The organism is Brevundimonas bullata (assembly GCF_003350205.1).
Taxonomy (GTDB): Bacteria; Pseudomonadota; Alphaproteobacteria; order Caulobacterales; family Caulobacteraceae; genus Brevundimonas; species Brevundimonas bullata.
In genome coordinates, this window is sequence record NZ_QLLC01000010.1 from 40,988 (window position 1) to 59,177 (window position 18,190).

An 18,190-nucleotide genomic window follows, 5' to 3' on the forward strand; every position below is an offset into this window, starting at 1 on the left:
TTCGGACGACCAGGCTGCTGCGAGCTGGGACGGTCTGGCCGCACATCGGGCCGATCCGGACGGTCAGGCCGCTCTGGACGGCTGGGGCGGTGCGGCTGATCGAGGCGAGGCGTCTGGGGGCGGCCCTGATCCGTGGGGCGCGTCGGCCGGTCGGGACGTTCGCCATCCGGGCGCTCAGGGCGCGACGGACGCGGCCTGTCAGGGCGCTCAGGACGCGCCTCCGCGCGAGGACTGTCACGCCTCTGTTGAGGCGAGGCGGACGGCTCGCTACGTTCTGCGCGATGTTGAGGGCGCTGGCGCGGTCTGTCGTCGGACTGAACCTCGCGCGACTGCGCCAGGGTCGCCACCGGCGCGAGCGCCGGAAGGATAGAGCTGGCGATGGCCGTGAACACCATCAGGGAACGTTTCATGGTCTTGTTCCTCGCACGCCGAGACTGGCGGCTTGAGCATCAATCTGGCGCCGCCGCCATGAACCACGGCTGAACGCGGGTCGATGGAAATGGGCATATTCCAAGAAGAAGCCCCGCAAAGCCGAGCTCTGCGGGGCTGTCTGAAAGTCTTGCGCGAGGCCTAGTAGACGTCGTGCAGAACGCTGGCGATCAGGCCGGTGGCGACCGCGATCAACAGGATGTCGTTGTTGGCGTGAACGTAGCGATAGCCGCGCGGCGCCGGGCGCAGGTTGTAATAATAGGGGTCGCTCACGTAGTAGCCGCGATAGGCCGAGGGCAGATAGGCCCCCTGACGCCAGCGATAGCTCTGATAGCGCGGATCGACGCGGTAGTAGCCGCGCCCCGGCGCATACCAGTAGCCGTTGCGGGCGCCGCGATAGTCGCGGAACTCGGGCCGGCCACGCCACCAGTCGCGGTTGTTGCGGTCCCAGCGGTCGGCGCGACGTTGATCCTGGCGATAGTCGCGACGGTCATCGCGGCGGTCCTGGCGCCATTCACGACGATCATCGCGTTGATCCTGACGCCACTCACGGCGGTCATGGCGATCATCGCGTCGGTCCTCGCGGCGCTCCTGGCGATACTCGCGGTGATCGCGGTTCTGGGCCTGGGCCGCCAGCGGCGCGGCCGTGGTGGCCAGCGCCAGGGCGACGACGGCGGCCTTGGTCAGGCGGTTCATCCTTACGTCTCCATGGTCTGGGCGCCGGAGGGAAGCTTCGGACGGCCCGTTGAACAGGAGCCCAGGGTCGGTCCTGGCGCATGAACTCCTCCTGAATGACGATGTCAGCTTTCAGCCTTGTCTGTTCCCGGCCCACGCGCCATCTCTGAGGCCCCGACGCGAGCAAAGGCGACAGCGATGACCCAGCCCATCGAGCTCTGGTACTGGCCCACGCCGAACGGCTGGAAGATCTCCATCGCGCTGGAGGAGATGGGGCTGCCCTATGTGGTCAAGCCCGTGAACATCGGGGTTGGAGAACAGTTCGAATCCGCCTTTCAGGCCATCAGCCCGAACGGCCGGATGCCCGCCATCGTCGATCCGGAAGGCCCGGACGGCCGACCGCTGTCGATCTTCGAATCGGGCGCCATCCTGCAATATCTGGGCGCCAAGTCGGGGCGCTTCTATCCTTCCGACGTGCGCGCCAAGGCCGAGGTCGATCAGTGGCTGTTCTGGCAGGTCGGCGGCCTGGGGCCGATGGCGGGCCAGACGCATCATTTCCGCCAGTACGCCCCGGCCATGATCAAGGATCAGCGCCAGATCGCCTATGGCGTCCAGCGCTATACCAACGAAACGCATCGGCTGTACGGCGTGTTGAACCGGCGTCTGGCGGACCGGGACTATGTCGCGGGCGACTATTCCATCGCCGACATGGCGATCTGGCCGTGGGTCCTGCCGAAGCATCAGGGGCAGGACCTGAGCGAGTTTCCGCATCTGGCCGCCTGGATGGAACGGGTCGGGGCGCGACCGGCGGTTCAGGCGGGCAGGGCGTTGGCCGAGGAACAGCGCGCCAATCTGGCCGCATCGGGCCAGACGGCGGAGGCGGCGCGCGCTGTTCTGTTCGGTCAGCGCGGGCGTTAACTCTAATTTCAAACCGGCGGTATTTGAATAGGGTTCGAAAGGCAGGGTCAGAATGACCGACGCCCGGAGGACTGGCTATGACCGCGCACGAAACCGCGCCTGAGGCTATTGAGACTGCGGCCCTGCCGTTGCCGACCGTCGACATGGACGGGGACGCCCTGTTCCGACTGGGGCTGGCCTATTCGGCCGGTCTGGACGGCTGTCCCATCGACCGGGTCTCGGCCCACATGATCTTCAATCTAGCGGCCATGAAGGGCTCGATCGAGGCGCGCGAATATCGCCGCGACCTGAGCCAGGAGATGGAGCACGACGAGATCGCCGAGGCCCAGCGCGCCGCGCGTCGCTGGATCGACGCCGGTTCGACCACGCTCGCCGCCTGAAGTCGCGGCGGACGGCTGGACCGGGCGGCGAGGTCGGGTTATGGACCCGGCCAAGACACGTCGCCGAAGGATTACGCCCATGCTCGCTCGCATCTATCGCCCGGCCAAGACCGCGATGCAGTCGGGCAAGGCCAAGACCCACGACTGGCGTCTGGAGTTCGAACCGGCCTCGGCGCGGACCCAGGACCCGCTGACGGGCTGGACCAGCACCACCGACATGAACGGTCAGGTGCGGCTGAGCTTTGAGACCAAGGAAGAGGCGGTCGAATACGCCGAACGTCACGGCATCGCCTTCCGCCTGCACGAGCCGCAGGACGCGCCGCTGATCCTCAAGGCCTACGCCGACAACTTCGCCACCAATCGCAAGCAGTCCTGGACCCACTAAGGGTTCAGCCGCCAGCTTGGACAAAAGCGCCGCCCGGAGCGATCCGGGCGGCTCTTTCGTGGCCCGACTCGGACCCGAATCCTGCCGCGCGACTGTCGCGTGGCGATGAACGCTGAGAGGAAGGGGGCGCTGAAAACGCCGTGTGCACCGTGGCCGAAGGGACGGTCTGATGCGAACCTGATCTTGGGCATTGGTTCTCTTGCCCGGCGCCGCGAAACCCCTTACTGAGCAACGCTTTCCGGCCCAACGCGCCCTTAGCTCAACCGGATAGAGCACCCGCCTTCTAAGCGGGATGTTGCAGGTTCGAGTCCTGCAGGGCGCGCCAGGGCTTATCCCGACATTGTCCAGCCAAGGCGCACGAGCGCCGGCCTTCGCTGCCTATTTCTTGCGGAATTGGTCCAGGGAGACGACCTTGGGGCCGTCGTCGTCGCCTGTGGGGGGCGGGGCGGCGTTCGGGTCGCGGGCAGGGGGCGTCAGCGGCGCGATCTCGGCCTCGACGATCTCGGGCTCTTCGAACTGCAGCAGGAACTGGACGCTGGGGTCGTAGAAGCGGGTCACGGCCGAATAGGGCATGGCCAGGACCTTGGGCATGCCGCCGAACTTCAGCATGATCGAGAAGCGGTCGTGCTGGACGTCCAGGTCCCAATACTGATGCTGCAGGACGATGGTCATCTCGTCCGGGTATTTGGCCAGCACGTCCGGCGGCACCGAGACGCCGGGCGCCCGCGTCTTGAACGTGATGTAGAAATGGTGCGCGCCGGGTATGCCGGCGGGCTCGGCGGCGCGTTCAAGCGCCGAGCGGACCACGCCGCGCAGGGCGTCCTGGGCGAGCTGCTCATAGAACATCTCGTCGACCGGGGGAGATTGATCCGTCATCGGAAGCCTCGAAACTGGGTACGCGCGACTGTTACCCGCGACAGGGGAATGACGGAAGATGGTGATTTGGGGAAAGTGGAGGGCTTCTGTTGGCAGGCGCCCTCCGGGCCCCGCCTGAGGAACTGATCCCTCAGGACTTAAGTGTTCGAAATCTACCGAACCGCATTACGCGGCGAGGCGGACTTCTCCAGCGAAGTTATCGTTCGCAGTTAGAAAATGGCCCGATACGGTGGGCCAAGACGGGCAAAAGCATCCTCTTTACACGTCCGTCGATGCTAGTCGGCCCCGCAGCTCCCGCCGATAACGCGGTGAGAGATTTGGTGGAGCCGCCGGGAATCGCACCCGGGTCCGGTCCGCTTATTACAGGCGCGTTTATCGCCATAGTCCGGGCGAACCCGGACATGACCAATATAGGCGGTCAGCCTACGTGTTCCAAGGGCGCAACGTCGTCTGCGTCGATTTTACAGTGGGATAGTCGATGAGACCTATCTGGCTCGCGCGCGAACCAGCCAGCAGGCGGCGGTGAAACGGGCGACGCCGTCAGCCACAAAGGGCGCGAAGGCCTGATTGACCGCGTCGATCACCGCGGTTCGGGTGGCTTCGTCCAGATCAGGCAGCATTTGGCCGACACGCCCCATGCGCGCGGCATAGGTCGCGAGGTCGTCTGCCGACAGGGTGCAGGGCACGTCGAGCGGCTGAATGTCGATGTCGCGCCATGCCGGCTCCAGAATGGCGCGCACTCGGTCGGCGTCGGCGAAGGCGAACTGGCCCGGCGCAGAGGGTTCGCGGGGCTCAAGTTTGGGCAGGTAGGGGGCGGAGGCCTGCTCGGCGGCGACCATGAAGGGGTTTTCCACCGTACCCCGCCAGGCGATGAAGGTCAGATCGCCTCCGTCACGAACGGCCCGGCGCAGATTGGCGAAGGCCGCTGCCGGGTCGTCGAAGAACATGACGCCGAAGCGCGAGATGACGGCGTCGAAGCTGTCGGGCGCGAAGGCATGGCCTTGTGCGTCCCCGGCGATGAAATGGGCGTTGGTCAGGCCCTCGTTCTCGGCGCGACGGCGGGCGGCGGTGATCAGGGGCGCCGAGATATCCAGTCCTGTGCATTGCCCCTCGGGCGCCAGTCGTCGGGCGGCGGCGAGGGTCGTCGCGCCTGCCCCGCAACCGATATCGAGGATGTTGCGGGCGCCGCCGGCTGCGACTTCGTCCGCCAGCAGGCGCTCAAACGGCAGGAACAGGCGGTCCAGAAGTTGCTGCTGCTCGACCCAGACCTCGCCGCCGCGCGAGTTCCACAGGGCCGATTGCGTTTGATTGGGCGGGATAGGCGATTGGGTCATGGCGGCGTCCTTGTATCTGGTCTTGAACCGCGCGACGATACGACTTCAAGTCCACTTGAGGTCAACCGTGAAATTGCTGGATATCGGCGAGGTGGCGGAGCTGTGCGGATTGCCGGCTTCGACGCTGCGATTCTATGAGGAAAAGGGACTGATCGCCTCGGTCGGGCGGCGCGGCTTGAGGCGGCTGTTCGACGGGGAGGCGCTGGACCGGCTGTCGCTGATCGCCCTCGGGCGCTCGGCGGGTTTCTCGCTGGACGAGATCGGGGACATGCTGGGTCTCGACGGTCCGCCGCGGATTGATCGGGCCAGGCTGGCGGAGAGGGCGGATGAGCTGGATCAGACGATCCGGCGGCTGACCGCCCTAAGCAAAGCCCTGCGTCATGCAGCGGAATGTCCGGCGCCCAGCCATATGGAGTGTCCGACGTTCAACCGCTTGCGGCGGGCGGCGGTGGCGCGTGGGCGCGAGGCTAGGTCCCCGGCGAAACGCGCGCCCAGTCCGAGGTCTGGTTCCTGAACCAGGTCAGCTGGCGCTTGGCGTAGTGGCGGGTGGACAGGCGGATGGCGGCGATCGCCTGATCCAGCGAAGTCCGGCCCGACAGATGGGCGGCCAGTTCGGGGACGCCGACGGCCTTCATGGCGGGCAGGGTCGGGTCGAGGTTGCGGGCGAGCAGGGCGCGGACCTCGTCCAGGGCGCCGTTCTGGATCATCTGGCTGACCCGGACGTCGCAGGCGGCGTAGAGGCGGTCGCGGGGCGGCTCGACGACGAGGGTCTCATAGGAGCCCGGCGTGAGCAGGGGCCGGGTGTCGGCCTTCCAGTCGCTGAGCGAGCGCTCGGTGGACTGGGCCACGGCCAGGGCGCGGATCAGGCGCTGGCGGTCGCCGGGGGTGATGGCGGCGGCGGCGGTCGGATCGACCTCGGCCAAGCGGCGACGGAAGGCGGCTTCGCCCTCAAGGTCATAGGCGGCCTGGACCGTGTCGCGGACGGCGTCGGGCACGGCGGGAATGTCGGCCAGGCCGCGCGTCAGGGCGTTGAAATAGAGGCCGGTGCCGCCGACCAGCAGGGCGGGGCGGTCCTGAGCGGTCAGTTCCTCCAGCAGCGGCATGACGGCGCGGGTCCAGCGGCCGACGGACCAGGACTCGGCGGCGTCGGCGACGCCGTAGAGGCGGTGTTCGGCGCGGGCTTCGTCCTCGATCGTGGGGCGGGCGCTGAGGACGCGCAGGTCGGCGTAGAGCTGCTGGCTGTCAGCGTTGACGATGACGGCGCCGGTTTTCTCCGCCATGTCCAGCGCCAGACGCGACTTGCCCGAGGCGGTGGGGCCGGCGATCAGGGTGAGGCGGGGCGTTTTGGTCAAAGGAACAGGCTCGCGAACAGGACCAGAGGGCGATAGAACGCCCGCGACCGGCCCGGCAAGGGCCAAGGAGCAGAGCCTTGATCGACCGCACCGCTGTAATCGCCGCCCTCGACGCCGTCATCGACCCGAAATCGGGACAGGGGCTGGTCGCCGCCGGTCTGGTTCAGGGGCTGACGGTGGCCGAGGATCGCGCGGGCTTCGTCATGGAGGTTCCGGCAGGCGAGACGGCGATCTACGCCCCCGTGCGCGACGCAGCCGAGGCGGCGTTGAAGGCCATGCCGGGCATGGCGCGGGTATCCGTCGTGCTGACCGCTGAGGCCGTGGCGGCTGCGGCTCCCCGTCGCACGGCTGGCCTGTCGAAGGCCGCGACCGATCAGGGGCGGGCTAAGGCGCCGGTTCCGACCGAGCGTCCGGCCCATGTGAAGCGTGTTCTGGCGGTGGCCAGCGGCAAGGGCGGGGTCGGCAAGTCGACGGTGGCGGTCAATCTGGCGGCGGCGCTGGCGGCGAGGGGCCTGTCGGTCGGTATTCTGGACGCCGACGTCTATGGACCGTCGCTGCCGACCATGCTGGGGCTGTCGGGCCAGCCGGCCTATGTGGACGGGGCCATCGTGCCGCACGTCGCGTTTGGGCTGAAGGCCATGTCGGTGGGGCTGTTGACCAAGGCCGACGACGCCATGATCTGGCGCGGGCCGATGGCGTCGCAGGCCATCACTCAAATGCTGACCCAGACGCTTTGGGGCACGGAGGAAGCGCCGCTGGACGTGCTGGTGGTCGATCTGCCGCCCGGCACAGGCGACGTGCAACTGACCCTGATCCAGAAGACGCCGCTGGACGGGGCGGTCATTGTCTCGACCCCGCAGGAGGTGGCGCTGGCCGATGCGCGCCGCGCCCACACCCTGTTCCAGAGGGTCAATGTGCCGACCCTGGGCCTGATCGAGAACATGAGCGGAGAGGTGTTCGGGCGCGGCGGGGCCGAGGCCGAGGCGGCCCGGCTGGGCGTGGCCTTCCTCGGCGACCTGCCGCTGGACGCGGCCCTGCGTCAGGCGGGGGATGCAGGTCGGCCGCTGGTTTCGGCGGAGCCGTACGGCGAAGTGGCGGCCCGGTTCGCGGCGGTCGCGGCCAGGGTGGCGGAAGGTCTTGGCCTCTAGCGACGGGGAGCGGGTTGGCTATTGCACTACATCTAGAAAAAAACAGTGCAATTGGCGCAATAAGCGGCGGCGGCTTTGCTCCCGCTGATCTCGGCCTGAGCCGGGAGTGAGCGGGACCAGATCACGGCGTCAGGCACGGTTTTCGCAAGGGTCTGAGCCGGGGGCCTGGGCGGACCGGGGCGGGCGGCGATGTCAAAGAACAGCCCGCAGTCTGGGCCTATTCTAGGCCTCGGCGCGCAAATGAGGCTGATCTCCAGGTCTAGGCCTGTCTTTTCAATGGTTTGCGCCTGAGACTTGTGATGGCTGGACGGCGATAGCGCGCGCATCCGGGCCTTTGTCAGACGTAGGCGAGGCGGCTTCGCCGAGGCGAAGCGCCGACCCTCATCCGGCCCTGCGGGCCACCTTCTCCCACCGGGAGAAGGAAGCCAGCCAGGCGAAGGAAGGCGATTTAGACGTCCAGATCCGCCACGGCGAAGCGGGCGTTTTCCTGGATGAACTGGTAGCGGGCCTCGGCCTTGCGGCCCATGAGGCGTTCGACCAGGTCCTCGATCTCTTCCTCGCTGTCGGGCAGGGAGACGCGCGCCAGGGTCCGTTTCTTCGGGTCCATGGTGGTCTCCTTCAGTTGCGAGGCCATCATCTCGCCCAGGCCCTTGAAGCGGCCGATCTCGACCTTCTTGCCCTTGAAGACGGTGGCCAGCAACTCGTCGCGGTGGGCGTCGTCTCGGGCGTATTCCGACAGGGGGCCGGCCGAAATCCGATAGAGCGGCGGCAGGGCCATGAAGAGGCGACCCTGGCGGATCGTCTCGGGCATGGCGCGATAGAAGAAGGTGATCAGCAGGGCCGCGATGTGGGCGCCGTCCACGTCGGCGTCGGTCATGATGACGATACGCTCGTAGCGCAGGTCTTCGATGTTGAAGCGGCTGCCGGGCTGGACGCCCAGGGCCAGGGCCAGGTCCGACAGTTCGATGTTCTGACGCAGCTTGTCCGCCGTGGCCGAGGCGATGTTCAGGATTTTGCCGCGCAGGGGCAGGATGGCCTGGGTGGTGCGGTCGCGCGCCTGCTTGGCCGAGCCGCCGGCCGAGTCGCCCTCGACGATGAACAGTTCGGTGCCTTGCGCCGATTGCCGCGAACAGTCGGACAGCTTGCCCGGCAGGCGCAGCTTGCGGGTGGCGGCGGCGCGCTGGACTTCCTTGTCCTTGCGGCGGCGCAGGCGATCCTCGGCGCGGTCGATGACGAAGCCGAGCAGGGCGTTGGCCTGCTTCGGGCTTTCGGTCAGCCAGTGGTCGAAGGGGTCGCGCAGCAGTTGTTCGGTCAGGCGCTGACCCTCGGGCGAAGACAGGCGGTCCTTGGTCTGGCCCTGGAATTCCGGGTTGCGGATGAAGACCGAGATCAGGGCGCCGGCGTTGGCGATGACGTCTTCGGCCGTGATCTGGGCCGCGCGCTTCTCGTTGATCAGCTCGCCGTAGGACTTCAGCCCCTTGACCAGCGCGGAGCGGAAACCGGCCTCGTGCGTGCCGCCGTCGGGAGTCGAGACGGTGTTGCAGTATGAGCCGATGAAGCTGTCGGCATCGCCGAAGCCGATGGGCGACCAGGTGACGGCCCATTCCAGCGCGCCCGCCTCGCCCTTGCGCTCGGCGCGGCCGGCGAAGACGGGGGTGACGGTTTCCAGCTCGCCCACGCGCTCGGCCAGGGCGTCGGCCAGACCGCCGGGGAAGTGCAGGGTGGCCGATGCCGGGGTGGCGTCGGTGATGCGTTCCGGGGCGCAGGTCCATTTGATCTCGACGCCGCGGAACAGATAGGCCTTGGCGCGGGCCATACGGTAGAGGCGGGCGGGCTTGAAGGCCGCGCCGACGCCGAAGATCTGCTCATCCGGATGGAAGCGGATCAGGGTGCCTTTTTTCTTCGACGGGCCGATCTGCTGGATGGGGCCCATGACCAGGCCGCGACTGAAGGACTGGCGCCATTCGAAGCCGTCGCGCCAGACGGTCACGTTCAGATGGTCCGACAGGGCGTTGACCACGGAGACGCCGACGCCGTGCAGGCCGCCCGAGGTCTCATAGGCCTTGCCCGAGAACTTGCCGCCCGAGTGCAGCACGGTCATGACGACTTCCAGGGCCGACTTGCCGGGGTGCTTGGGGTGGGGGTCGACCGGGATGCCGCGGCCGTCGTCGCGCACCGACAGGAAGCCGTCGGCATCCAGATCGACGGTGATCAGCTTGGCGTGGCGGGCCACGGCCTCGTCCATCGCGTTGTCGAGGACTTCGGCGAAGAGGTGGTGCAGAGCGCGCTCGTCGGTGCCGCCGATATACATGCCGGGGCGTTTGCGGACGGGTTCCAGCCCCTCCAGCACTTCGATCGAGGAGGCGGAATAGCCGGTGGCGTTGGCCGCAGCCGTGGCCGTGGCGGCGTCTCTGGATTGAGCTGCGCTGATCGGGGTCAGGGCCGGGGCCGGGGTCTGAACCGGGGCGGGCGTTGTCGGCTCGAGACGCGGCGCAGCCGCGACCGGCGCGGGCGCTTCTGCCTTGGCAGTCGGAAGAGTCGGTTCAGCGTCGTCGAGCGTGGAGAATAGGTCGGCCATCTACGCAGTCTGCGGTGATTCGGGGACCGGACTGGTAGGCTCCGCGTCGCTTCGGGGCAAGCGTCACCCGGTCGAACGGCGGCTCGGGATAGACGGCGCGCGCCAGGATCGCCAGGCACAGGGTCCAGGGCAGGCTCTGGGCGCTGAGCAGTACGCTCTCGGAGAAGGTCAGCAGGATATAGACGCTGAGATAGGCGATGCCCCAGAAGCCCTCGCGCAGGCCCGCCGTCGGCAGGCGCAGCAGGGTCAGGACATAGGACGAGGTCATGATCGTCCCGACCAGAACGGCGCCGGGCCAACCCAGCTGGACCAGCAGGTCGATCCAGCCGTTGTGGGCCGAGGGCACGACCCAGCCTGTCTGATAGCGAACCCAGAGCGCGGGCTCAGAGTCCAGTCCCCAGAAGGCGTTGTAGCCGTAGCCGGTCCAGGGGCGCTCGGCGATCTTGACGAACAGGGCGTCCCAGATTCCTGTGCGCCCGGTGAGGGACGGGTCCTTGCCGAGGGCGGCGAGAATCTCGGCGGATTCATAGGTCCACAGCCACCAGCCCGCTGCGCCGCCGACGACGCCCATCCAGACGGCGGCGACCGCCAGGGCGGGGCCTCCGCGCTTGAGCGTCCAAAGCGCGCCGACCATGCCGACGCCCAGCATGATGCAGAGCAGGGAGGTCTTGGACCGGGCCGCCAAGACCAGCAGAATGCAAAGCAGGATGGTCAGCAGCGGCGTCTTCCACCGCCGATCTTCGGATGCAGCCCAGGCCGCAGCCGCGGTTCCCCCCGCAGCCATGACCATCCCCATCTGATTCTTCTCGTACCAGATGCCGCGCCACATCCCGGCGTTGACGTCTTGATGCACGCCGATGGAGGGGACGGCGAAGACCATGAGGATGCTCAGCAGCCCCATGATGAAAGCGCAGTGGGTCAGCAAGCGCGGCAGGCAATGCCCGTGGAAGCTCGTTCCCAGATACATGGCGAACGAGCCGCTGATGACCATGGCGATGACCCGGCGGCCGGTCATGGACGGGTCGATCGACCAGTATTTGGAGGCGAAGGCCAGGGACACGATACAGGCCCAGGCGAGCACGGCGGGCCAGGCCCGCGCGATGGTCTTGAAACGCAGCAGGACCAGGCCGGCGACGATGGCGTAAACCGGCAGCCAGAACAGGCGCAGCAGCGGCGTCTCGCCCTGATCCGGCGCCAACACCGGCCCGATCAGGGCGCCGGTCAGCATGCAGACGACAAAGCCCGCCGCGACCTGTTCCCATAGGGGCGGGCCGGGGGGGATGACTTCAGGCTCTGGACGGACGGCGCGCACGGCGGCACGGTCGCCGAACAGGGTTAAGGAAGGGTAGGGGCATGACCAGTCTGATGCGCGTCCGGCGGGAGGGGGAGCACGCCAAGGTCGGCTTCGTCGAGCTGTTTTCGCGGATTTTGGGGGAAGAGAATGCTGGAGTTGTTGTTTGGTCGTCGGGTGCGGCCGAAGCCGTTTCTGGATGAAGACGTGCAGGAGTGGCACCTGACGACCTGGGCGCTTTTGCTAGAGCGGTTCGGAGGAGAGGCGCCCTTTCGCGAGACGCCGCTGGTGCTGCCGACGCCCGACTATTTTCCGGCGACCGAGGCGCAGGGGCACGAGCGTGTTCAGCACATCCTTCGATGCGTCATGAACCTCATGGGTATCGGCGACTGGCCGTGTCGGCTGGAGGCGCTGCCGGAGCGGAGAGGCGGGATGCAGGTCGGCGCCTTCCTGACGCTGGAAGGCGAGGATGAACCGAACGGAACCTTCCATTTCGATGCGGACGGCGTCGCCGTGATCTCATATTCGCCGGAGCTGGTGGAGCGGACCTCGGACCTCGTCGCGACCTTGGCGCACGAGGCGGCGCACTACCTGCTGTCGGGGCAGGCGGATCTGGTCGAGAACGAGACCCATGAACTCGCCACGGATCTGATGGTCGCCTACACGGGCTTCGGCCTGTTCGGGGCCAATGCGGCCTTCAGCTTCGCCCAGCACGGCGACGCCTTCAGTCAGGGCTGGATGAGCCGTCGGTCGGGCTATCTGTCGCCGCGCAGTTGGGCCTTTGCACTGGCCGTATTCGCCGCGCTCAAGGGCGACGACGGCGATATGGATCGCTGGCTGAAGCCGGAGGTCGCGCAACTGCGAAAGGCGGCCAGCCGCTATCTGGAGCGCTACCCGCAGGTTCTGGAGGGGATGCGGCGGGCGTTCGTCTAGGCGACCTTCTCGACGAAGCTGTCGATGACCTTTTTCTCGCCGGCCTTTTCGAAGGCGACGACCAGCTTGTTGCCCTCGACGGCGCGGACGGCGCCGTAGCCGAACTTCTGATGGAAGACGCGGTCGCCGCGGGACCAGTCGCTGCCGGGCTTGGAGACGGCGGTGGCGATCAGGCGGCCGTCGCCCTCGATGATGGCCTTGCGGGCGGGCGTGGAGGCGGAGCGCGCCGGCTGGCCCGAGGTGAAGCTCTGGGCGCGTTTCCAGCCGGGGCTGGAATAGCCGCTGCCGAAGGAGGGGGCGTCGTCCCAGCGGCTCTTGGCCTCCTTCATGCCGGTCGAGGCGCCGTAGTAGCCGGTGTCCGACTGGGGCTCGACGTGGGCGAGGGGCAGTTCGTCGACGAAGCGGCTGGGCAGTTGCGAGGTCCAGCGGCCATAGACCAGACGGTTGGCGGCGAAGCTGATGCGCGCATCCTGCTTGGCGCGGGTGACGCCGACGTAGGCGAGGCGGCGTTCTTCTTCGAGGCCCTTCACGCCCTTCTCGTCGATGCTGCGCTGTGAGGGGAAGACGCCTTCCTCCCAGCCGGGCAGGAAGACCAGAGGGAACTCCAGCCCCTTGGCGCCGTGCAGGGTCATGATCTGCACCGCGCCGCTTTCGGACTCGGGCGCGGCCCGGTCGAGGTCCATGACCAGGGAGACGTGCTCCAGATAGGCTTGCAGGGTGTCGAAGGCCTGCATGGCCTGGGTCAGTTCCTTGAGGTTGTCGAGGCGGGTCTGGCCGCTGGTGCGATCGGCCTTCTGCATGTCGGTGTAGCCGCTCTCGTCCAGCAGGGTTTCCGTCACCTGCCAGTGGGGCGTGCCCATGGTCGCCAGATCGCGCCAGCGGTCGAGGTCGCGGACGAAGTTGGCCAGGGGGGTGCGCGTGCGGGCCTGAAGCTCATCCGTCGTGATCAGGTGGCGAACGGCCTGCATGGCCGAGACGCCGTTCTCGCGCGCGATGTGCAGGATCTTCTGGACGCTGGTCTCGCCGATGCCGCGCTTGGGCACGTTGACGATGCGCTCGAAGGCCAGATCGTCGTCCTCGGACTGGATCAGGCGCAGGTAGGCGTGGGCGTCGCGGATCTCGGCGCGCTCGAAGAAGCGCGGGCCGCCGATGACCTGATAGGGGACGGCCAGCATGACGAAGCGCTCTTCGAACGCCCGCATCTGGAAGGAGGCGCGGACCAGGACGGCCATGTCCCGGTATTTCATGCCCGACTTGCGGGCGGTCTCGATCTCGTCGGCGATCAGGCGGGCCTCGGCCTCACCGTCCCAGACGCCCCGTACGCGGACCTTGTCGCCGCTTTCGTCCTCGGTCCACAGGGTCTTGCCCAGACGGTCCTGATTGGTCGCGATGAGGGCCGAGGCGGCGCCGAGGATATGCTTGGTCGAGCGGTAGTTGCGCTCCAGCTTGACGATCTTGGCGCCGGGGAAGTCGCGTTCGAAGCGCAGGATGTTGTCCACCTCGGCCCCACGCCAGCCGTAGATCGACTGATCGTCGTCGCCGACGCAGCAGACATTGCCGGTGGAGGCGGTCAGCAGGCGCAGCCACAGGTACTGGGCGACGTTGGTGTCCTGATACTCGTCCACCAGGATGTAGCGGAACCGGCGACGATATTCCTCAGCCAGGTCAGCGTGTTTCGACAGGATGGTGAGGTTGTGCAGCAGCAGGTCGCCGAAGTCGCAGGCGTTCAGCGTGGCCAGGCGCTTCTGATAGGCGGCGTAGAGGGCTTGGCCCTTGCCGTTGGCGAAGTCTTCGCCCGGCGGCAGCTTATCGGGCGTCCAGCCGCGGTTCTTCCAGTGGTCGATCAGGTGGGCCAGCGACTTGGGCGTGTGCTTCTTGGTGTCGATATTGGCGGCTTCGAGCAGTTGCTTCAGCAGCCGTTCCTGATCGTCAGTGTCCAGGATGGTGAAGCTGGACTTCAGCCCGACCAGTTCGGCGTGACGGCGAAGGATCTGGGCCGCGACCGAGTGGAAGGTGCCGAGCCAGCGCAGGCCCTCGGCCGAGGGGCCGATCAGGTGGGTGATCCGCTCGCGCATCTCGCGCGCGGCCTTGTTGGTGAAGGTGACGACCAGCAGTTCCCAGGGCTTGGCCCGGCCTGTGGCCAGGATGTGGGCCAGACGGGTGGTCAGGACGCGGGTCTTGCCGGTGCCGGCGCCGGCCAGGACCAGAACCGGCCCCTCGGTCGTCTCGACCGCCAGCCTCTGTTCGGGGTTCAGGCCGGACAGGTAGTCGCGAACGCCAGCGGCGGCGCCATCGGGCGACTGGGCGCGCGCGAGGTCGGAAATGCGGGGGGCGGGCAGGTCGGTCACAGGATAAGCGGCTCACGCAGGGCGGATTCGGGGGAGAACATAAGCAGCACAGAGGCCAAAGTCAGGCCCCGATTGAAAATGGCCGATGGGAACCGCCAAGCCTGACCCTCGTTCTCACGACCTCAGGGGAAGCAATGGAAGGGAAACGAATGGCCGAGAGTTCAAGCGGAGGCGGAAACGCCGGACTGGCCTTCATCGTCGGCGGCCTGGTGGTCGTGGTGGCGGTGTTGGCCTGGTTCCTGTTGGGCCGTGGCGGCGCGCCGGAAACCAAGGATATCGACGTGGACGTGAAACTGCCCGAGGTGTCGGCTCCGGCCGTGCCGAGCGGCCAGTAAGGAGGCTCTGAATGACGGACCCCAATATCCCGCCGCCTGAGCGCGTTGTGCACCAGACGACGATCAACACCACGGCCCCGGAGCGGAAGGGAGGCGGCGGCATGCTGGCCTTCATCGTCGGCGGCCTGATCGTCGCCGTCGCCGTGATCGGCTGGTTCCTCTATTCCGGCGGGCGGGCGCCCGTTGTGCCGGAAGCGCCGGAGGTCAATCTGGACATCAATGTCCCCGCGCCGAAGCTGCCGGACACGCCGCGCATGCCGGACATGCCGCGCCCGGCCGAACCGCCGACCGTGACCGCGCCCGCGGCTGAGCCGCAGGGCTGAGACTAGGAGACGCTGCCCGCGCAGGGCGGTCGTGAAGCGTTTATGAGCCCGCCGTGCCCGCAAGGGTCGGCGGGCTTTTTCTATGTCGGGACATCGGCGTCTGGCGGCTACTTCAGCCGGTAGCTGATGGTGGTCACGACGCGGACCTTCTTGTTCAGCGAGGTGGCCTCGTCGCCAGAGCCGTCGCGGGGCAGGATTTCGAACGAGCCCTGACCGGCTGACTTGATGGGGCCCAGAGGCGCGCCGGAGTCCTTGGCGAACTGGACGGCGCCGGTGCGGGCGGCGGCGGTGGCCTCGGCGATCATGGCGGGGCGCACGTCGTTCAGCCGTGTGAAGATGTAGGACGGACCCTGGAAGTCCTGCAGCACCACGCCCTGGCGCACCAGATCGTTGAGGTTGCGGGTGGTAGTCTGAACCCGGTCCACGTCATTGGTCCGCACGATGACCGTCTGGTTCAGGATGAAGCGGGGGCCGCCGGTCTGGCTGGCGTATTCGCGCGAACGGGTGTCGGCGACGCCCAGGGGGCCGAGATCGACCGAGGCGTCGGGATAGCCCTGGGCCTTCAGGAACTGACGCACGATGACCAGGTCGCCGTCGATGCGGGCCTGAACCTCGGACAGGACCTCGCCCGAGGCGGTGAAGCGGATCGGCAGGACGGCGAGGTCGGCCTTCACGTCCTTTTCTGCCAGGCCGCGCACGGTGACGGAGCGGTCGCCGGCGCGGGCGTTGACCACGCCCTGACCAATCAGGGCGCCGGCGCCGATCAGGCCGACAGCCAGTAGGCCGCCGATGACGGTGGCGGGGATCAGGCGGCTGTCGGTGGTCATGTCTCGGTTCCTGCAAAGCTGTGGTCGCCGCCGGCCCATTGCAGGGCCAGCACGCGGCAGGCCGAGGCGAGCGGGCGACGGCCGCGCCAGGCGTCGATGCGGATCAACAAGGCGGCGCGGCCAAGGTTCAGTTCAGCCCCGATAGCGTCCAGCACAGCCCAGAACTCCGGCTCCAGCGCCACCGAGGTGGCGTGGCCGGACAGGAGGACCGAACGCTTGGCGAGGCTGCTCACGGTTTAGCGGACGCCGACCATGATGATGTCGGCCTTGTTCGGCGCGCCATTGGTCAGGACCGAATGGCGGGTGTCGGTGGTGAAGCGCAGGGCGCCGGCGGGATCGCGGATTTCGGCGCGGACGGCATAGGTGTGGCGAGCGTCAATCTGACTGTTGGGCACCGACAGGGTGACGGCGTAGGGCGGGCCGCGGCCGTCGAGCGGCTGGCTGGTCTGGGCCATAACGCGGGCGGGGGCGTCCATCAGGCTGACGTCCTCGACCTTGACGGTCAGCACATGGCCCGGCGTCAGCATGATGCGCTCGCGATAGGCGGCGGTGACGTCGACCTGGGTCGAGGCGCTCTCGGCGTCCGGCATGCTGGAGCAGGCGGCGACGACGAGGGCGAGCGGGGCGATCAGCGGAAGGAAGCGCATGACGAAGGGTCCTTTGAGGGGGATAGCTTAGCAGAACGCTCCATGAAGGCAGAAGGCTGCAAGATCATGGCGGCGCTGTACGAAAACCGATGATAACGGGGTTCCGGTTTCGTTTCCGTCGAGTCGCCCTGAGGCCCTGCCCGTGACCCAGTCTGTAAAAGCTCCGCTGTCTCCCGCCGCCCTCGCCATCGGCGGGATCGGGGTCTGCGCCCTGATCTGGGGCACGACCTGGTACGCCATCACCTTTCAGCTGGGTGCGGTCGATCCGGTGGTGTCGGTGGTGCTGCGCTTCGCCATCGCGGCGGCGGTGCTGGCTCTGGCGGTCAAGGCGACGGGCGGAAAGCTGGCCATGACGCGGCCGCAGCACCTGGCGGCCATGGGGCAGGGGCTGTTCTCCTTCGCCATCAGCTACGCCTTTGTCTATGCGTCCGAGGAGAAGATCGCCTCGGCCGTGGTGGCGGTGATCTTTGCGGCCCTGGCCTTCCTCAACCTGATCCTGTTCCGCGTGGTCTCGAAGCAGAAGGCGGCGTCGGCCGCCTGGCTGGGCGCGGGCATGGGGGTGATCGGAGTGGCCGTCCTGTCAGGCGGCGAGGTCATGGGGGCGGGACTGGGCCTGCACGCGGTCGAGGGCGTGACCTTCGCCGTGATCGCGGTCGTGGCCTCGGCCTTCGGCAACTGGTTCGCGTGGAAGGGGCAGCAGGCGGGCGCGCAGGTCCTGTCTGGCACAGCCTGGGCCATGGCCTACGGCACGGGGGCGCTGGCGCTCTATGGCCTGGCGACGGGTGTGTCGTGGTCGGTGGCGTGGAGCCCGGCCTATGTCATCTCGCTGCTGTATCTGTCGCTGTTTGGCTCGGTGGTCGCGTTCGGGCTGTATTTCACCATCGCCCGTCTGCGAGGCTTTGCCCTGGCCAGCTATGTCTCGGCCCTGACGCCGCCGATCGCCATGCTGGTGTCGGTGCTCTTCGAGGGCGCGCGGTTCGGCATGATCGCCTTTGTCGGCCTGGCGCTGGTGCTGGCGGGGCAGTTGTTCCTGATCCGGGCGCCGAAACGGTCGGCGGCTTGATGGCGGAAGCGGCGGCTGCGGGACGGCCGCCAAACGCCTGCACCTGGAAAAGTCGATAGGCCCGCATTGGGGCGAAGCGCCCGCAGTTCAGGTCCCGGTTGGCGCCCGAAGATGGCGGGACGCGGTTCGAGACCATGGCTGCGGATCGCTTCTGGATGGCGCACGCCGTCGTAGCGGGCGTCATTCTGTTTGGGCTGCAACGGCCCATCAAACGAGCCTTGGCGAAGGCTGCCGCAGAATCCTCACAGCAAGGCTCCTGAGCCGCCTTGGCGGGTAGGGCGGTGTTCGCTGGCTCCACGAGAGGTGACGACCCCTCTGGCGTTGACTTTAGTGCGTAGGCTTATAATA

General features: G+C 67.5%; 20 protein-coding genes, 1 tRNA gene and 1 other RNA gene. 11 read left to right on the top strand and 11 right to left on the bottom strand.

Annotated features, from left to right (window positions below):
• Window positions 1-570: 570 nt before the first annotated feature.
• Window positions 571-1,125: an RcnB family protein gene (locus DXK21_RS06560; protein ID WP_114816981.1), complete on the bottom strand. Its 555-nt coding sequence runs from the start codon at window positions 1,123-1,125 to the stop codon at window positions 571-573.
• 177 nt (window positions 1,126-1,302) lie between these two features.
• Here DXK21_RS06560 and DXK21_RS06565 point away from each other — a divergent pair, with 177 nt between their 5' ends.
• From DXK21_RS06565 to DXK21_RS06580, 4 genes are all read left to right on the top strand, one after another.
• Window positions 1,303-2,022 carry a glutathione S-transferase family protein gene (locus DXK21_RS06565; RefSeq protein WP_114816982.1) on the top strand — a complete coding sequence of 240 codons (720 nt, stop codon included), beginning with the start codon at window positions 1,303-1,305 and terminating at the stop codon, window positions 2,020-2,022.
• A 77-nt stretch (window positions 2,023-2,099) separates the two neighbouring features.
• Entirely contained in the window at window positions 2,100-2,402 is a 303-nt protein-coding gene (locus tag DXK21_RS06570) for a sel1 repeat family protein (protein WP_114816983.1), read from the top strand.
• A gap of 79 nt (window positions 2,403-2,481) precedes the next feature.
• Window positions 2,482-2,787 (top strand): ETC complex I subunit, encoded by a 306-nt coding sequence (locus DXK21_RS06575; protein WP_105563558.1) that lies wholly within the window; start codon window positions 2,482-2,484, stop codon window positions 2,785-2,787.
• A gap of 248 nt (window positions 2,788-3,035) precedes the next feature.
• Window positions 3,036-3,112 (top strand) — tRNA-Arg (locus tag DXK21_RS06580).
• A gap of 53 nt (window positions 3,113-3,165) precedes the next feature.
• Here the strand turns inward: DXK21_RS06580 and DXK21_RS06585 are convergent.
• From DXK21_RS06585 to DXK21_RS06595, 3 genes are all read right to left on the bottom strand, one after another.
• Window positions 3,166-3,663: an SspB family protein gene (locus tag DXK21_RS06585; protein WP_114816984.1), complete on the bottom strand. Its 498-nt coding sequence runs from the start codon at window positions 3,661-3,663 to the stop codon at window positions 3,166-3,168.
• Between the two features lie 74 nt (window positions 3,664-3,737).
• Window positions 3,738-4,103, bottom strand: a transfer-messenger RNA (tmRNA) gene (gene ssrA, locus DXK21_RS06590).
• Between the two features lie 45 nt (window positions 4,104-4,148).
• Window positions 4,149-4,997, bottom strand: coding sequence for a class I SAM-dependent methyltransferase (locus DXK21_RS06595; protein WP_114816985.1), 849 nt, complete (start codon window positions 4,995-4,997; stop codon window positions 4,149-4,151).
• Window positions 4,998-5,064: 67 nt separating this feature from the next.
• Here DXK21_RS06595 and DXK21_RS06600 point away from each other — a divergent pair, with 67 nt between their 5' ends.
• Window positions 5,065-5,511 (top strand): helix-turn-helix domain-containing protein, encoded by a 447-nt coding sequence (locus tag DXK21_RS06600; protein WP_114817047.1) that lies wholly within the window; start codon window positions 5,065-5,067, stop codon window positions 5,509-5,511.
• Here DXK21_RS06600 and miaA read toward each other — a convergent pair.
• Window positions 5,465-6,349, bottom strand: coding sequence for a tRNA (adenosine(37)-N6)-dimethylallyltransferase MiaA (gene miaA, locus DXK21_RS06605; RefSeq protein ID WP_114816986.1), 885 nt, complete (start codon window positions 6,347-6,349; stop codon window positions 5,465-5,467). The two genes, DXK21_RS06600 and miaA, sit on opposite strands and share 47 nt — an antisense overlap.
• Before the next feature lie 77 nt (window positions 6,350-6,426).
• On the opposite strand from miaA, the gene DXK21_RS06610 reads away from it, so the two are divergent.
• Window positions 6,427-7,497, top strand: a complete 1,071-nt coding sequence (locus DXK21_RS06610) for an Mrp/NBP35 family ATP-binding protein (protein WP_114816987.1) — start codon at window positions 6,427-6,429, stop codon at window positions 7,495-7,497.
• A gap of 448 nt (window positions 7,498-7,945) precedes the next feature.
• Here DXK21_RS06610 and DXK21_RS06615 read toward each other — a convergent pair whose 3' ends face one another.
• Entirely contained in the window at window positions 7,946-10,075 is a 2,130-nt protein-coding gene (locus DXK21_RS06615; protein WP_245945129.1) for a DNA topoisomerase IV subunit B, read from the bottom strand.
• The gene (locus DXK21_RS06620) at window positions 10,041-11,387 is read right to left on the bottom strand and encodes an O-antigen ligase family protein (RefSeq protein WP_245945130.1); all 1,347 of its coding nucleotides are present in this window, start codon (window positions 11,385-11,387) and stop codon (window positions 10,041-10,043) included. Before DXK21_RS06620 ends, DXK21_RS06615 begins: the two co-directional genes overlap by 35 nt.
• Before the next feature lie 41 nt (window positions 11,388-11,428).
• Between DXK21_RS06620 and DXK21_RS16475 the strand changes: the two genes are divergently transcribed.
• The gene (locus tag DXK21_RS16475; RefSeq protein WP_162790592.1) at window positions 11,429-11,569 is read left to right on the top strand and encodes a hypothetical protein; all 141 of its coding nucleotides are present in this window, start codon (window positions 11,429-11,431) and stop codon (window positions 11,567-11,569) included.
• Window positions 11,570-11,573: 4 nt separating this feature from the next.
• Window positions 11,574-12,299, top strand: a complete 726-nt coding sequence (locus DXK21_RS06625; RefSeq protein WP_162790593.1) for a hypothetical protein — start codon at window positions 11,574-11,576, stop codon at window positions 12,297-12,299.
• On the opposite strand, the gene DXK21_RS06630 is transcribed toward DXK21_RS06625, so the two are convergent.
• Complete coding sequence (locus tag DXK21_RS06630) at window positions 12,296-14,647, bottom strand: ATP-dependent helicase (protein ID WP_114816990.1); 2,352 nt, start codon at window positions 14,645-14,647, stop codon at window positions 12,296-12,298. The two genes, DXK21_RS06625 and DXK21_RS06630, sit on opposite strands and share 4 nt — an antisense overlap.
• Window positions 14,648-14,796: 149 nt before the next feature.
• Here DXK21_RS06630 and DXK21_RS06635 point away from each other — a divergent pair, with 149 nt between their 5' ends.
• Complete coding sequence (locus DXK21_RS06635; protein WP_114816991.1) at window positions 14,797-14,982, top strand: hypothetical protein; 186 nt, start codon at window positions 14,797-14,799, stop codon at window positions 14,980-14,982.
• An 11-nt stretch (window positions 14,983-14,993) separates the two neighbouring features.
• The gene (locus DXK21_RS06640) at window positions 14,994-15,305 is read left to right on the top strand and encodes a hypothetical protein (protein WP_114816992.1); all 312 of its coding nucleotides are present in this window, start codon (window positions 14,994-14,996) and stop codon (window positions 15,303-15,305) included.
• A gap of 107 nt (window positions 15,306-15,412) precedes the next feature.
• On the opposite strand, the gene DXK21_RS06645 is transcribed toward DXK21_RS06640, so the two are convergent.
• Genes DXK21_RS06645 through DXK21_RS06655 form a run of 3 tightly spaced genes read right to left on the bottom strand, consistent with a single transcriptional unit; the run spans window position 15,413 to window position 16,779 of the window.
• A complete protein-coding gene (locus DXK21_RS06645; RefSeq protein ID WP_114816993.1) occupies window positions 15,413-16,132 on the bottom strand; it encodes an SIMPL domain-containing protein in 720 nt (239 codons plus the stop codon).
• Window positions 16,129-16,365 (bottom strand): ribbon-helix-helix domain-containing protein, encoded by a 237-nt coding sequence (locus tag DXK21_RS06650; RefSeq protein ID WP_114816994.1) that lies wholly within the window; start codon window positions 16,363-16,365, stop codon window positions 16,129-16,131. The genes DXK21_RS06645 and DXK21_RS06650 overlap by 4 nt, the downstream gene beginning before the upstream one ends.
• Window positions 16,366-16,368: 3 nt before the next feature.
• A complete protein-coding gene (locus tag DXK21_RS06655) occupies window positions 16,369-16,779 on the bottom strand; it encodes a YbaY family lipoprotein (protein ID WP_114816995.1) in 411 nt (136 codons plus the stop codon).
• 142 nt (window positions 16,780-16,921) lie between these two features.
• On the opposite strand from DXK21_RS06655, the gene DXK21_RS06660 reads away from it, so the two are divergent.
• Window positions 16,922-17,842 carry a DMT family transporter gene (locus DXK21_RS06660; protein ID WP_245945131.1) on the top strand — a complete coding sequence of 307 codons (921 nt, stop codon included), beginning with the start codon at window positions 16,922-16,924 and terminating at the stop codon, window positions 17,840-17,842.
• Window positions 17,843-18,190: the final 348 nt, after the last annotated feature.